14 protein-coding genes are annotated in these 13,011 nt (G+C 64.0%); 7 read left to right on the forward strand and 7 right to left on the reverse strand.

Annotation, left to right across the window (positions count from 1 at the left end; all coding sequences use genetic code 11):
* Positions 1–67 precede the first annotated feature (67 nt).
* From K3F49_RS28040 to K3F49_RS28050, 3 genes are all read left to right on the forward strand, one after another.
* A complete protein-coding gene (locus tag K3F49_RS28040) occupies positions 68–538 on the forward strand; it encodes a hypothetical protein (protein ID WP_234684140.1) in 471 nt (156 codons plus the stop codon).
* Positions 539–769: 231 nt separating this feature from the next.
* Positions 770–2,995 carry a PAS domain-containing hybrid sensor histidine kinase/response regulator gene (locus tag K3F49_RS28045; RefSeq protein WP_234684141.1) on the forward strand — a complete coding sequence of 742 codons (2,226 nt, stop codon included), beginning with the start codon at positions 770–772 and terminating at the stop codon, positions 2,993–2,995.
* 92 nt (positions 2,996–3,087) lie between these two features.
* Positions 3,088–3,717: a histidine phosphatase family protein gene (locus K3F49_RS28050; protein ID WP_234684142.1), complete on the forward strand. Its 630-nt coding sequence runs from the start codon at positions 3,088–3,090 to the stop codon at positions 3,715–3,717.
* 201 nt (positions 3,718–3,918) lie between these two features.
* Here the strand turns inward: K3F49_RS28050 and coaA are convergent, their stop codons facing one another.
* From coaA to hisB, 7 genes are all read right to left on the reverse strand, one after another.
* Entirely contained in the window at positions 3,919–4,875 is a 957-nt protein-coding gene (gene coaA, locus K3F49_RS28055; protein ID WP_234684143.1) for a type I pantothenate kinase, read from the reverse strand.
* 26 nt (positions 4,876–4,901) lie between these two features.
* On the reverse strand, positions 4,902–5,222 hold the full coding sequence (locus K3F49_RS28060; protein ID WP_234684144.1) for a phosphoribosyl-ATP diphosphatase: 321 nt from the start codon (positions 5,220–5,222) through the stop codon (positions 4,902–4,904).
* Between the two features lie 78 nt (positions 5,223–5,300).
* On the reverse strand, positions 5,301–6,077 hold the full coding sequence (hisF, locus tag K3F49_RS28065; RefSeq protein WP_234684145.1) for an imidazole glycerol phosphate synthase subunit HisF: 777 nt from the start codon (positions 6,075–6,077) through the stop codon (positions 5,301–5,303).
* A 3-nt stretch (positions 6,078–6,080) separates the two neighbouring features.
* Positions 6,081–6,821: a 1-(5-phosphoribosyl)-5-[(5-phosphoribosylamino)methylideneamino]imidazole-4-carboxamide isomerase gene (gene hisA / locus K3F49_RS28070; RefSeq protein ID WP_234684146.1), complete on the reverse strand. Its 741-nt coding sequence runs from the start codon at positions 6,819–6,821 to the stop codon at positions 6,081–6,083.
* Positions 6,822–6,993: 172 nt separating this feature from the next.
* Positions 6,994–7,644, reverse strand: coding sequence for an imidazole glycerol phosphate synthase subunit HisH (hisH, locus tag K3F49_RS28075; RefSeq protein ID WP_234684147.1), 651 nt, complete (start codon positions 7,642–7,644; stop codon positions 6,994–6,996).
* Complete coding sequence (locus K3F49_RS28080; protein WP_234684148.1) at positions 7,641–8,171, reverse strand: DUF2628 domain-containing protein; 531 nt, start codon at positions 8,169–8,171, stop codon at positions 7,641–7,643. Before K3F49_RS28080 ends, hisH begins: the two co-directional genes overlap by 4 nt.
* Positions 8,172–8,240: 69 nt before the next feature.
* Complete coding sequence (gene hisB, locus K3F49_RS28085) at positions 8,241–8,834, reverse strand: imidazoleglycerol-phosphate dehydratase HisB (RefSeq protein ID WP_234684149.1); 594 nt, start codon at positions 8,832–8,834, stop codon at positions 8,241–8,243.
* Between the two features lie 202 nt (positions 8,835–9,036).
* On the opposite strand from hisB, the gene hslV reads away from it, so the two are divergent.
* From hslV to K3F49_RS28105, 4 genes are all read left to right on the forward strand, one after another.
* The gene (gene hslV / locus K3F49_RS28090; protein WP_027534993.1) at positions 9,037–9,597 is read left to right on the forward strand and encodes an ATP-dependent protease subunit HslV; all 561 of its coding nucleotides are present in this window, start codon (positions 9,037–9,039) and stop codon (positions 9,595–9,597) included.
* A 168-nt stretch (positions 9,598–9,765) separates the two neighbouring features.
* The gene (locus K3F49_RS28095; RefSeq protein ID WP_234684150.1) at positions 9,766–10,371 is read left to right on the forward strand and encodes a DUF2585 domain-containing protein; all 606 of its coding nucleotides are present in this window, start codon (positions 9,766–9,768) and stop codon (positions 10,369–10,371) included.
* Between the two features lie 52 nt (positions 10,372–10,423).
* Entirely contained in the window at positions 10,424–11,728 is a 1,305-nt protein-coding gene (hslU, locus tag K3F49_RS28100; RefSeq protein ID WP_234684151.1) for an ATP-dependent protease ATPase subunit HslU, read from the forward strand.
* Positions 11,729–11,756: 28 nt separating this feature from the next.
* Positions 11,757–12,881, forward strand: coding sequence for a hypothetical protein (locus tag K3F49_RS28105; protein ID WP_234684152.1), 1,125 nt, complete (start codon positions 11,757–11,759; stop codon positions 12,879–12,881).
* Positions 12,882–13,011 lie beyond the last annotated feature (130 nt).

Genomic DNA, 13,011 nt, shown 5'->3' on the forward strand with positions numbered 1-13,011 from the left:
AGTTTCCTTTACGCTCTGCAAACCATACGGCCCATCAGTTCCATTCGGGCCCGGCGAGTAGCGTGTCATGTTGCGTTTCAAGATCCTGGCCTCGGTGGTTCCCCTGTTGGCGGCTGCGGTGTTCGCCCGCAACGAGATCGGATCGGTCTCGCATCCCTGCATCGCCCTCGGCGAGACCTCGGTCGAGCTGACATCCCTGTTCTGGACGGCCGGCGTCCACGTCGCCTTCACCGAAGATCCGGAGCGGGCCACGGTGCGGGTTCAGATCACCGACGATGCCGATGCTGCTGACTTCGCAGTCGTCGACGATGGCGCAAGCGACGAGCCGGGCGCCTGCCAGGGCAATCCGTCGACCCGCCTCATTACGATTGCCTCGCAGCCGATCGATGGCGGTCCGGTGATCTATCTCTCCACTGATGGCCCGGCTGATTACCGCATCTATGTGCGCTCGAAGACATTCTCGCAGAAGGAAGCGGCAGCCCTGATCGTCGGCGCCCGCGGCAACCGTCCGCTCCCCCTTCAGGCCGCCTCGCTCTGAAGCGCGATCGCCCTTCAGGTTGTTGTTTGAGCATGATCTCCGCGCAAACGCGTTCCGCGTTTGTCGCGAGGGAAAACCGCTACACACTTTTCCGGATCATGCTTTAGGGCGTTAACACCTCGTCAACCCTGTTTCGAAGCCGCCGCAAAGCCTCAAGCTGTTCGCAAGGTCGGCGAGACATCGTCGCAAACGGCGGTGGCGGGTTTCGGATAAGAGTCGGGGTCGGTGGCAATGGGTCGGACGTTCCGGATCAAGGTGCGCATGCGCCGCTTCAGGCGACAGCACCCCCGAATTGCCTTCGCGATCCGCTCCTTCATGATTTTCTCGGCGACGTTCGGCGGCGCCTATGGCTTCGTCACCGGCAGCCGCGCGCCGAATTCAGGCTACGATCCCAACAATTTTGCGATCGGCGCGAGCTTCCTGTTTGCGCTGGCCTGCCTTGGGTTGGCGACGCTCAGCATGCGGCTGCGTTTCATCAACAAGCGGATGAAGAAGCTCGCCGCCCACAACGAGGCGCTGATCGATCGCAATTGGGAGCTGAAGGAAGCCGAAGAGCGCGCCCGCAGCCTGTTCGAATCGCAGAGCGACCTGATCGTGCTGCGCGACCATGAGGGTCGCATCACTTTTGCCAACGACGCCTATTGCGCGCTAGCCGGGCAGACGCGCAGCGCGCTGGTCGGCACGCGATTCGACTTCGACGTGATGGAGCAGGGCGACAGCGCGCGCGAGAGCAACGGCACGCGCATCCACGACCAGAGGATTTCCACCCCGCTCGGCGCGCGCTGGATCGCCTGGCGCGAAGGGTTTGTGCGGCACGACGCCGGCCAGCCCGCCGAACTGCAGAGTGTCGGCCGCGACGTCACCGACCGCACCGAAAGCGAACGCGCGCTGTCGGATGCGCGCGACCAGGCCGACGCCGCCAACCGCGCCAAATCGCGCTTCCTTGCGATGGCCTCGCACGAGATCCGCACCCCCCTGAACGGCATCATCGGCATGGGTGGGCTCCTGCTCGACACTGCGCTGACGCCGGAGCAGACGACTTACGCCAGGGCGGTGAAAACCTCGGGCGAAGCGCTGATGGCGCTGATCGAGGAGCTGCTCGACTATTCCAAGATCGAAGCCGGCAAGCTCGATCTCGACCAGCGTCCCTTTGCGCTCTCGACCTTGATCGAGGAGGTCACGGAGCTCCTGGCGCCGCGCGCGCAGGCGAAAAACCTCGAGATCGCGGCCTATGTCGACGAGCGCCTTCCGCTGGAAGTCGTGGGCGATGCCGCACGGCTGCGCCAAGTGCTGCTCAACCTCGCCGGCAACGCCATCAAATTCACGGCAAGCGGCGGCGTGGCGCTGATCGTCGAGCCCGGCATCTGGCCGAACGAAATCAGCTTCCTGGTCCGCGATACCGGCATTGGCATCGCGCCCGACGCGCAGCAGCGCATCTTCCGCGAATTCGAGCAGGCCGACGACCGCGTCGCCCGCACCTATGGCGGCACCGGGCTTGGCCTCGCCATCAGCGAGCGCATCGTCAAGCGGATGGGCGGTCGGATCACCTTGGAGAGCGCCCCGGCTCAGGGCTCGACCTTCGAGGTCGCAATCCCACTCGCGCCATCGCACGGTGATGCCGGACAAACCGCGTTTCCGAGTCCGGACCTCGCCGGCAAATCGATCCTGCTGGTGGCCGACGGCATCGAAGCGTCGCTGATCGCGCGGCGGCTGGAACGCTGGGGCGGCCAGACCTGCCTGGTCGCCGACGCAGCCGTGGCCGAGGCGCTGCTGCCGGAACGCCCATGGCATGCGGTGTTGGTCGATCGCGCCCTCGGTCCGTTAGTCACCGACCGCCTGGGCGAAGTCGCCCGCGCCCACGCGACGCAGCGGCTCGTGCTGCTGACGCCGAGCTCCCGTCATGACAAGCTTTCGCCGGCCTTCACCGGCTTCCTGGTCAAGCCGTTGCGCGCGGCCTCCCTCGCCGCTCGTCTCGCGCTGACGCCGGAAGTCGCCTCGCCCGATCTCGCGCCCGAGCCTGTCGAGCCCGCCGCAGTCGGAACGCCCGCGAAAGGTCTTTCGATCCTCGTCGCCGAAGACAACGAGATCAACGCGCTCTTGATGCGGTCGCTCCTCACAAAGCTCGGGCACCGCGTCGTCATCGCGGTCCATGGCGAGGCCGCGCTGGAATCCTGGCTCGCGGCGAGCTCCGCCGGCACGCCCTATGATCTGGTCGTGATGGACATCCAGATGCCGCAGCTCGACGGCATCGAGGCAACAAAACGCATCCGCGCCCATGAAGCTTCCACGGGCGGGCGCCACACACCAATCCTCGCGCTCACGGCGAACACGCTGGTGGAAGATCGCTACGCCTGCTTCGAGGCCGGCATGAACGGATTTTTGATCAAGCCGCTCAATCGGGAGAAGCTGGACGAGGCGCTGGCCGGGCTGGCCGCGGCGCGGCAGCTGGCGGTCTGATTCAGAACTTCACGGGAACCGACAATCGACGATTGAATCCGCCCGCATTGCGGGCCACCATCCTCTGGGGCATTTGCAAGAGGATTTCGCGTATGAACGCGCTTTGCCGGCTCGCATTCATTGCCCTTCTCGCTGGAGCGTCCCAATCCGCCGCGGCTGATCCGGCGCAGCTCATCGCGTCGCTCAAGCAAGGTGGCTACGTCCTGGTTTTCCGGCACACCGCGACCGATGACAGTCAAAAGGACGTCTACCCTTTCAAGTTCGACGACATGAGCGCTCAGCGTCAGCTCAGTGAAAAGGGCCGGGACATGGCGCGCCAGATCGGCGCCGCGGTCAAGACATTCGCGATACCGATCGGCGATGTCTTCACGAGCCGGCTGAATCGCGCGGTCGAAGCCGGCAAGCTTATCTCCGGCCGCGACGTCCAACCCGTCGATGCGTTGACGGACAGCAGCAACGCCAGCGCCTCGGGGATGGCAAACCCGGCCGGTGCAAATGCAAAGGCCGGACAGGCCATGCGTCAGCTCGTCGATGCGCCTCCGAAGCCAGGCACGAACACGGTCCTGGTCACCCACAAGACCAACTTCGCCGATGCCTTCGGCAAGGACGCTGGGGACGTGCAGGAAGGGGAGGCCTTCATTTATCAGGCCAAAGGCTCTGGTGCCGCGATCTTTGCGGGGCGTCTCAAGCCTGTGGATTGGACCATGAAGACCGGCAGGTGAGTCACGTGCCGGCGATGCGCATCAACGAGGGTTGCGGCCTACGCGGCGTAAGCAACAAAACGCTGCGCGGCAGCTGGCGGTGTAGGAAGTTCTCTCCTCCGTCATTGCGAGGAGTCCTTGCGACGAAGCAATCCAGAATCCCTCCGCGGAAAGACTCTGGATTGCTTCGCTACGCTCGCAATGACGGGGAGACCCCGCGGACTACAGCCTTCGCAGCGCCACGCTCTCCACCGCATGATCCGCGGCCTTCTTCAGGATCAGCGTCGCACGCGGGCGGGTCGGCAAAATGTTGTCCTCGAGGTTGGCGAGGTTGGTGCGCTCCCAGATCGCGGTGGCCGTGGCGGTGGCCTCCTCGTCCGACAGCAGCGCATAGCGGTTGAAATAGGATTTTGGATTGGTGAACGCGGTGTCGCGCAGCGCCAGGAAGCGCTTGATGTACCAGCGCCGCAGCGCCGCCTCGTCGGCGTCGATATAGACCGAGAAATCGAAGAAGTCGGAAACCACCGGCACCGCCTTGCCGTCGCGCGGCAGCTTGCCGGTCTGCAGCACGTTGACGCCCTCGACGATCAAAATGTCGGGCTGGTCGACCTCGGCCCATTCGTTCGGCACGATGTCGTAGGTCAAATGCGAATAGACCGGCGAGCGCACATGGCGGCGGCCCGCCTTGATGTCGGAGAGGAAGTTGAGCAGCAGCGGCAGGTCGTAGCTCTCCGGAAAGCCCTTCTTCTGCAAAATGCCTTGCTGCTCGAGCAGGGCCTTCGGGTAGAGGAATCCGTCGGTGGTGATCAGCTCGACTTTCGGACGCGGCGACCAGCGCGCCAGCAGCGCCTGAAGCACACGGGCCGTGGTGGACTTTCCAACCGCGACCGAGCCGGCAACGCCGATGATGTATGGGACTTTGCGATCACGGATATTGAGGAACTGGCGCTCGGCGTAATACAGGCGCTGCATCGCATCGACATAGATCGAGAGCAGGCGCGACAGCGGCAGGTAAATGTCCTCGACTTCCTTGAGATCGAGGCGGTCGTGCAGCGAACGCAACCGGTCGAACTCGCCCGGCTCCAGCGTCATCGGCGTATCGTCGCGCAACCGCGCCCACTCTTCGCGCGTATAGACGCGGTACGGATTATACTGCTGCTCGGGTGCGCGGATATCCATGACGCGACCTTCTCCGTTGGGATCTACTAGCCCTTACGCGAAGCCTTCTCTTCCAGCCCGGACATATTCGTCCGCTTGTCCAGCGTGGCTTCGACCTCTTCCAGCTTTATCCCGCGCGCCTTGAGCAGCACAAGGAAGTGATAGAGCAGGTCTGCGCTCTCGGCGATCAGATGATCGCGATCGTTTTCGACTGCTGCGATTACGGTTTCGACTGCTTCCTCACCGAACTTCTTGGCGCAATGTTCGGCGCCCTTGTCGAGCAGCTTGCGGGTATAGGAGCCCTCGCCACCAGAGGCCGCGCGGGCGTCGATGGTGACGGCGAGATCGTGGATCGTGAAACGCGGCATACTGAATACTCGAAACGCGCGTCTGGCCGGGTGGGCCAGTCCCCGCCGTTGATGTAGCACTTTTATGAACGGGAGTCGTCAGGCATCCAGGCGCATGGGTAGTCCGCGCCGGGCCATGTGCTCCTTGGCTTCGCGGATGGTGAATTCCCCGAAGTGGAAGATCGAGGCGGCCAGCACGGCGGTGGCACGCCCATCGCGGATACCATCGACGAGGTGGTCGAGATTGCCGACGCCGCCGGAGGCGATCACGGGAACGGCAACACTGTCGGCGATGGCCCGGGTCAGCGGGATATCAAAGCCCTGCCTGGTGCCGTCTCGATCCATCGAGGTGAGCAGAATTTCACCAGCGCCGAGCGAGACCACTTCCTGGGCATATTCGATGGCGTCGATGCCGGTCGAGTTGCGGCCGCCATGGGTGAAGATTTCCCAGCGCTCGCCGCCGCCCGCGCGCTTGACCCGCTTGGCGTCGATCGCGACCACGACGCACTGCTCGCCGAATTTTTCGGCGGCTTCCCTGACGAACTCGCGCCGCGACACCGCGGCGCTGTTGATCGAGACCTTGTCGGCGCCGGCACGCAGCAGCGTCTTGATGTCGTCCACCTTGCGGACGCCGCCGCCGACGGTGACCGGCATGAAGCAGGCTTCCGCCGTGCGCCGGACCACGTCCAGCATGATACCGCGGTTCTCATGGGTCGCGGTGATGTCAAGAAACGTGAGCTCGTCGGCGCCAGCGGCGTCATAGGCGATCGCGGCCTCGACGGGATCGCCGGCATCGCGCAAATCGACGAAGTTGACGCCCTTGACGACGCGGCCGTCCTTGACGTCGAGGCAGGGGATCACGCGCACCTTGAACATGTGTCAGCTCCTGGGCGGCGCGTTGCGGATCAAGGTGAGGGCGGCGGCGGGATCGAGCCGGCCGTCATAGAGCGCGCGGCCGGCGATCGCGCCGGCGAGCTTTTTCGCGCGCGGCGTCAGCATCGCCTTGACGTCCTCGATCGAGGCGAGGCCGCCGGAGGCGATCACGGGAATCGAGATGGCGTCTGCGAGCGCAATGGTCGCATCGAGGTTCAAGCCCTTGAGCAGGCCGTCGCGCGCGATGTCGGTGAAGATGATGGCGGCAACGCCGGCATCCTCGAAACGCTGCGCGATCTCCAGCACCGTGACCTGCGAGGTCTCGGCCCAACCTTCGACCGCGACCTTGCCGTCGCGCGCGTCGAGCCCGACTGCGACGCGGCCGGGGAATTTTTTCGCGGCCGCCTTCACCAGCTCCGGATCGCGCACCGCAGCCGTGCCGATGATGACGCGGGTGATACCCTTCTCGAGCCAGGCTTCGACGGTCGCGAGATCACGAATGCCGCCGCCGAGCTGCACCGGGATATTGATGGTCTTCAGCATCCCTTCAACCGCCTGCGCGTTCACCGGCTTGCCGGCAAAGGCACCGTCGAGATCGACGACGTGGAGATACTCAAAGCCCTGCGTGACGAAGCTCTCGGCTTGCGCGGCAGGATCGAGATTGAACACGGTCGCGCGCGCCATGTCGCCTTGCTCGAGGCGTACGCACTGGCCGTTCTTGAGGTCGATGGCAGGAAAGAGAATCATGATTGAGCCAGGATCTTTCCACGCACACGGTGCGCTCCCTCCCCCCTTGTGGGGGAGGGTTGGGGAGAGGGGTAAGCCACGGGCACCGCCGTTGGGGCTACCCCCCTCCCGAACGCTGCGCGTTCGACCTCCCCCACAAGGGGGGAGGTAACAAGAGAGAGCGAAGCGACCATCACGGTTTCCATCGCAAGAAGTTCGAGATCAGGGCCAAGCCAAAACGCTGGCTCTTCTCGGGGTGAAACTGCGTGCCGATGGCGGTGTCCTTGCCGACGATCGCGGTGACAGGCCCGCCATAGTCGGCGCGCGCGAGCACGTCCGCTTCGTTGGCGGCGTTGAGGTGGTAGGAGTGCACGAAATAGGCGTGCTGGCCCTTGGGGCCGAGCGGCAGCTTGTTCAGCACCGGATGCTCTTGCAGCACATCGAGCGTATTCCAGCCCATATGCGGGATCTTCAGGCTTTCATCGCGTGGCGTGATCTTTTCGACATCGCCGCCGATCCAGTTCAGGCCCTCGGTGATGACATGCTCCTTGCCGCGGCTCGCCATCAGCTGCATGCCGACACAAATGCCGAAGAAGGGCCGCGCCTTAACGCGAACGGCCTCGTTGATCGCCTCGACCATGCCGTTAACGGCGTCCAGGCCGCGCCGGCAATCGGCGAACGCGCCGACGCCCGGCAGCACCAAACGGTCGGCGCTGTAGGCCTGGTCCGGATCGCTGGTCACGAAGACCTTTTGCGGATTCTCCATGCTGCGCGCAGCGCGCTCAAAAGCCTTGGCGGCGGAATGCAGATTCCCGGAACCGTAATCGATGATGGCGACGCTCATCTTGACCCTCCCGGTTCTGGAAACAATCCAATGATGCCGCCGGCCGGAAGCGGCGGCGGGTTGGAAAACTGCTGACCCGGCAGATTGCGGGTCGGCGGCGGCCCGCCGCGATCGACAGCCCATTGATCGTTGACGATGCCGCGCTGCTTCTGGCTCCAGCGCTCGAAGAAGCGGCGCTCGGCGGTGTCTTCGTCGTCAGCGACGACGACGTCGAGCTGCCGCCATTTGCCGCGCGACAATGTCCAGCGCCGCAGGCTCGAGGCTTCGAAGCCCATCAGCAGCGCGACGATGGTGTTGGCAAAGAAGATCGCGCTGCGGCCGACGCCGAGGCTGTGCAGCCCGGCATCGAACGCCGCGAGGAAGACGATCCAGCCGATCAGGGCCAGCCAAAGCCTGTTCCAGGCCAGCCAGAACGGGCCGAGCACCATCGCCCAGAAATGGAAGCCGTCGCGCACGAACACGAATCTGTCGGTCGCGCGCAGGTCGGCCCCGCCTGGGGTGGGAGCATGAACTGTGTAGACAGGCATTTTCGATGCCCCGTTCTCGAGAATTGAGTAGGTGCCGCCGGCAGCGCTTCGGCCACCGAGACGGAGACGTCAGCCACCAAGCGAGCCCTTGGTGGACGGGATCTCGCCCGCCGTCTTGGGATCGATCGCAACGGCAGTGCGCAGCGCCCGCGCCAGGCCCTTGAAGCAGGACTCGGCGATATGGTGGCTGTTATCGCCATATAGGGTCTCGACGTGGAGAGTCACGCCGGCATTCATGGCGAAGGCCTGGAACCACTCGCGCACCAGCTCGGTGTCGAACTCACCGATCTTGTCGCGGGGGAAGTCGGCCTTGAACACCAGGAACGGGCGGCCCGAAATGTCGATGACCACGCGCGACAGCGTCTCGTCCATGGGCATGTGCACGCCGGCATAGCGGGTGATGCCCGCCATGTTGCCGAGCGCCTGCTTGACCGCCTGGCCGAGTGCGATGCCGGTGTCTTCGGTGGTATGGTGATGGTCAATGTGCAGGTCGCCGACCGCCTTGACCGTGAGGTCGATGCGGGAATGGCGGGCGAGGAGATCGAGCATATGGTCGAAAAAGCCGATGCCGGTCGCGATATTGGCCACGCCGGTGCCATCGAGGTTCACGGTGACCTCGATGTCGGTTTCCTTGGTCTTGCGCTTGATCGTCGCGGTGCGCATTGAAAGTTGGTTTCCATCCTGGCTTGAGGGCCGAAAACGCCAGTCTATTAACAGCCAAATGCCGCCTTCGCTACTGCGGGAACGGCTGGCCGGCCTCTACTTCTGCCTATGGTGAGCGAATTTGAGGCCGGAACGGCCCGTTGTGCGCCAGTTGTCCCTTTGCCCCCGACCGCCTAAATCAGCCCGGACAATGAGGGTTATTATGCAGGATTCCCAGAACAGCTCGCCGGTCTGGCACGGCACCACGATTTTGACGGTCCGCAAGGGCGGCAAGGTGGTGGTCGGCGGCGACGGCCAGGTCTCGATCGGCCAGACCGTGATCAAGTCCAACGCCAAAAAGGTCCGGAAACTCGGCAAGGGCGACGTCATCGGCGGATTTGCCGGTGCGACGGCCGACGCCTTCACCCTGTTCGAGCGACTCGAGAGCAAGCTCGAGCAATATCCGGGGCAATTGACTCGGGCCGCCGTGGAGCTCGCCAAGGACTGGCGCACCGACCGCTACCTCCGGCGGCTGGAGGCCATGATGATCGTGGCCGACAAGGACGTCTCCCTGGTCCTGACCGGGACCGGCGACGTGCTCGAGCCCGAGGCCGGCGTCATGGCGATCGGCTCCGGTGGCAATTACGCGCTGGCTGCCGCCCGCGCCCTGATCGACACCGACAAGGACGCCGAGACCATCGTCCGCCGCTCGCTCGATATCGCCGCCGACATCTGCGTTTACACCAACCGCAACGTCACCATCGAAGCGCTGACGGCCGGCTGAGGATTCATCTGTGGCTGAACAGCGGAGGTCAGGACTGACTGTAACCTCTCCCGCTTGCGGGAGAGGTCGCGCCGAAGGCGCGGGTGAGGGCTCTCGCCCCTTGGGGGTTCTCGCCAACGGAGACACCCTCTCCCGCAAGCGGGAGAGGGAGCGGACCGCCGCTTGGGCATGACATTCCCGCCCGCCAAGAGCACCAGGACAGCGATCCCCGCGATCTATTGGGTCGGCATCGCGCTGCTGTTACTGGCGCTGCAGGCCTCGATCCTGTTTGCGATGGGGCGGGTGCCGATCTGCACCTGCGGCTACGTCAAGCTCTGGCATGGCGTGGTGAACAGCTCGGAGAACTCCCAGCATATCGCCGACTGGTACAGTTTCTCGCACGTGCTGCACGGCTTCCTGTTCTATGGACTGACATGGCTCTTGGTCTCACGGCGCCTCATCTGGCCGGCGCGGCTGATCATCGCGATGCTGATCGAGGGCGCCTGGGAGATCGTCGAGAACTCGCCGTTCATCATCGAGCGCTACCGCGCCGGCACGATCTCGCTGGATTATTTTGGCGACAGCATCGTCAACTCGGTCTCGGACACGTTGTTCATGATGCTGGGGTTCCTCATCGCGCGCGTGCTGCCGATCCCCGCAACAATCGTCCTCGGGCTCGCCTTCGAGATCATGCTGGCGCTGCACATTCGCGACAATCTGACGCTCAACGTCCTGATGCTGATCCATCCGATCGAGGCCGTGAAGCAATGGCAATCCGGTCCGCCGATCATCTGACGGTCAAAAAAGCGGCTTGTCGCCGCCGGCTTCTAATCCTAGCTAAGGTCCCATGACAGACTTCTCTCCCCGCGAAATCGTTTCCGAACTCGACCGTTTCATCGTCGGCCAGGCCGACGCCAAGCGCGCCGTCTCGATCGCGCTGCGCAACCGCTGGCGGCGGCAGCAGCTCACCGGTTCCTTGCGTGAGGAAGTGCTGCCGAAGAACATCCTGATGATCGGCCCGACCGGCGTCGGCAAAACGGAAATCGCGCGGCGATTGGCAAAACTCGCGAACGCGCCGTTCCTGAAGGTGGAAGCAACGAAATTCACCGAGGTCGGCTATGTCGGCCGCGACGTCGAGCAGATCGTGCGTGATCTCGTCGAGGTCGCGATTGCCCAGGTCCGTGAGAAGAAGCGCAAGGACGTGCACGCGCGCGCCCAGCTTGCCGCGGAAGAGCGCGTGCTCGATGCGCTGGTCGGCGCCAATGCCAGCGCCGCAACCCGCGAATCCTTCCGCAAGAGGCTGCGGGCGGGCGAGCTCAACGACAAGGAAATCGAGATCGAGACGCAGTCGTCCGGCAGCGGCATGCCGATGTTCGAAATCCCGGGGATGCCGGGCGCGCAGATGGGCGCGATCTCGATCGGCGACATCTTTGGCAAGATGGGCGGCCGCAGCAAGACGCGGCGGCTGACGGTCGAGGGCTCGCACGAGATCCTCGTCAACGAAGAGTCCGACAAGCTGCTGGATACCGACCAGCTGACGCTGGAGGCGATCAGCGCGGTCGAGAACAACGGCATCGTATTCCTGGATGAGATCGACAAGATCTGCGCCCGCGACGGCCGCGTCGGCGGCGACGTCTCGCGCGAAGGCGTGCAGCGCGATCTGCTGCCGCTGATCGAGGGCACCACGGTCTCGACCAAGCACGGCGCGGTGAAGACCGACCACATCCTGTTCATCGCCTCCGGCGCCTTCCACGTGGCAAAGCCGTCCGACCTGTTACCGGAATTGCAGGGCCGCCTGCCGATCCGCGTCGAGCTGCAGGCACTGACCCGCGACGACATGCGCCGCATCCTGACCGAGCCCGAGGCCTCGCTGATCAAGCAATATGTCGCCCTAATGCTGACGGAAGGCGTCACGCTCGACATCACCGACGACGCCATCGACGCGCTCGCCGATGTCGCGGTCGCCGTCAATTCCACCGTCGAGAACATCGGCGCACGCAGGCTCCAGACCGTGATGGAGCGGGTGCTGGACGAAATCTCCTTCACCGCCCCCGACCGCAATGGCGAGACCGTCCGGGTCGACGCCGATTTCGTGCAGAAGCACGTCGGCGACCTCGCCAAGAACGCGGATTTGAGCCGGTTTATTTTGTGATTCCGCGCGGTCGCGCTATTGGTGCCGCGTGACCGCACGCATCCTGCAAAATCCCTGGCGCCTCCTGCTCGCGATCAACGCCGCAATGATCGTCGGCGTGTTCGTTCACAAGATCCAGCTGCCGCCTTACGTCCCCTACATCCACCTCCTCGTCGACTACCATTTCGGCTTCATCAAGCGCGCGCTGATCGGGGCGATCGTCGCGCTGTTCACGGACAAGGTGCCGGTGTGGCTGGTGTACGCACTCGGCGGGGTGACGTGGCTGGTGACGCTGGGGCTCTACGCAAAACTGTTTCAGAAGACGTTCGGCTTCACCGCGAAGACGCTGCCGCTGTTCGTCTTCATCGCGGGCTCGCCGTTCTTCCTGAAGAATTTCATGCACACGCTCGGCCATTTCGACATCTATGGCTGTGCGCTGGCGATCATCCTGCTGCTGATGCCCGCGCGCTCATTGCTGTTCGTGGCGACGGCGGCGCTGTTCTCGATCGTTCTCGTGCTGATCCATCACATTCATCTCCTGATGTATGTGCCGACGATCATCACCGTCGTCGTGACCAGGCACTATCTCGCTGACGGCCTTAAGCGCCGCAATGTCGCGTTCGGCCTCGTCGCCCTCGCCACGGTCGTCGCACTGTTCTTCGCCGCGCAGTTCCTCGGAACGATGCCGATTCCGGAAGCGGATTTCGTCGCCTATCTGACGACCCGGATGGTCGATCCATCCCGCGCCGATCTCCTGCAATTCAGCTACATCTGGTACCAGCCGCTGGCGAAGGAGATTTCGGATACCTGGGGCCGGCTGCCGCACAACAGCCTCGGCATTCCCGTGTTCGCGCTGCTGATCTGGCTGCACACGCCGCTATGGCGCTTCTTCGCGAACCTGATCAGCGGGCTCGCGAACGAGGCGCACCGTCGTCTCGTGATCGCGGCGCTGATCGGCGTCAGCCTCGCTTATCTCGTGATGTTTGCGATGGTGTTCGACTATTCGCGCTGGATCTCGAACTGGGCGGTCTGCATGTTCCTGATCCTGCATGCGGTGAAGATGCTGCCGGCCAGCAAGGAGATGCTGTTGATCCCGGCCGAGGACCAGAAGACCAACATCTTCGGCCTGATCATCACCTTGATCCCGCGCGTCGGAATCGTCCGGCCGTTCTGAGAGGATTCAGTCCGACTACGAAGACGGTGCGCTCCCTCTCCCGCTTGCGGGGGAGGGCTGGGGTGGGGGGTGTCTCCGCAGAGAGATTCCCCAAGAGGAGAGAGCCCTCACCCGCCGCGCTTCGCGCGAC

It is taken from the genome of Bradyrhizobium monzae (assembly GCF_021458635.1).
Classification (GTDB): domain Bacteria; phylum Pseudomonadota; class Alphaproteobacteria; order Rhizobiales; family Xanthobacteraceae; genus Bradyrhizobium.

Excerpts from the sequence above, each read along its gene's own strand:
- coaA (WP_234684143.1), bottom strand. The coding sequence starts at position 4,875 with ATGGATATCCGCGCACCCGAGCAGCAGTATAATCCGTACCGCGTCTAT.
- K3F49_RS28050 (WP_234684142.1), top strand. The coding sequence starts at position 3,088 with ATGAACGCGCTTTGCCGGCTCGCATTCATTGCCCTTCTCGCTGGAGCG.
- hisF (WP_234684145.1), bottom strand. The coding sequence starts at position 6,077 with ATGTTCAAGGTGCGCGTGATCCCCTGCCTCGACGTCAAGGACGGCCGC.
- hslU (WP_234684151.1), top strand. The coding sequence starts at position 10,424 with ATGACAGACTTCTCTCCCCGCGAAATCGTTTCCGAACTCGACCGTTTC.
- hslV (WP_027534993.1), top strand. The coding sequence starts at position 9,037 with ATGCAGGATTCCCAGAACAGCTCGCCGGTCTGGCACGGCACCACGATT.
- hisB (WP_234684149.1), bottom strand. The coding sequence starts at position 8,834 with ATGCGCACCGCGACGATCAAGCGCAAGACCAAGGAAACCGACATCGAG.
- K3F49_RS28060 (WP_234684144.1), bottom strand. The coding sequence starts at position 5,222 with ATGCCGCGTTTCACGATCCACGATCTCGCCGTCACCATCGACGCCCGC.
- K3F49_RS28095 (WP_234684150.1), top strand. The coding sequence starts at position 9,766 with ATGACATTCCCGCCCGCCAAGAGCACCAGGACAGCGATCCCCGCGATC.
- hisA (WP_234684146.1), bottom strand. The coding sequence starts at position 6,821 with ATGATTCTCTTTCCTGCCATCGACCTCAAGAACGGCCAGTGCGTACGC.
- K3F49_RS28040 (WP_234684140.1), top strand. The coding sequence starts at position 68 with ATGTTGCGTTTCAAGATCCTGGCCTCGGTGGTTCCCCTGTTGGCGGCT.
- hisH (WP_234684147.1), bottom strand. The coding sequence starts at position 7,644 with ATGAGCGTCGCCATCATCGATTACGGTTCCGGGAATCTGCATTCCGCC.
- K3F49_RS28045 (WP_234684141.1), top strand. The coding sequence starts at position 770 with ATGGGTCGGACGTTCCGGATCAAGGTGCGCATGCGCCGCTTCAGGCGA.
- K3F49_RS28080 (WP_234684148.1), bottom strand. The coding sequence starts at position 8,171 with ATGCCTGTCTACACAGTTCATGCTCCCACCCCAGGCGGGGCCGACCTG.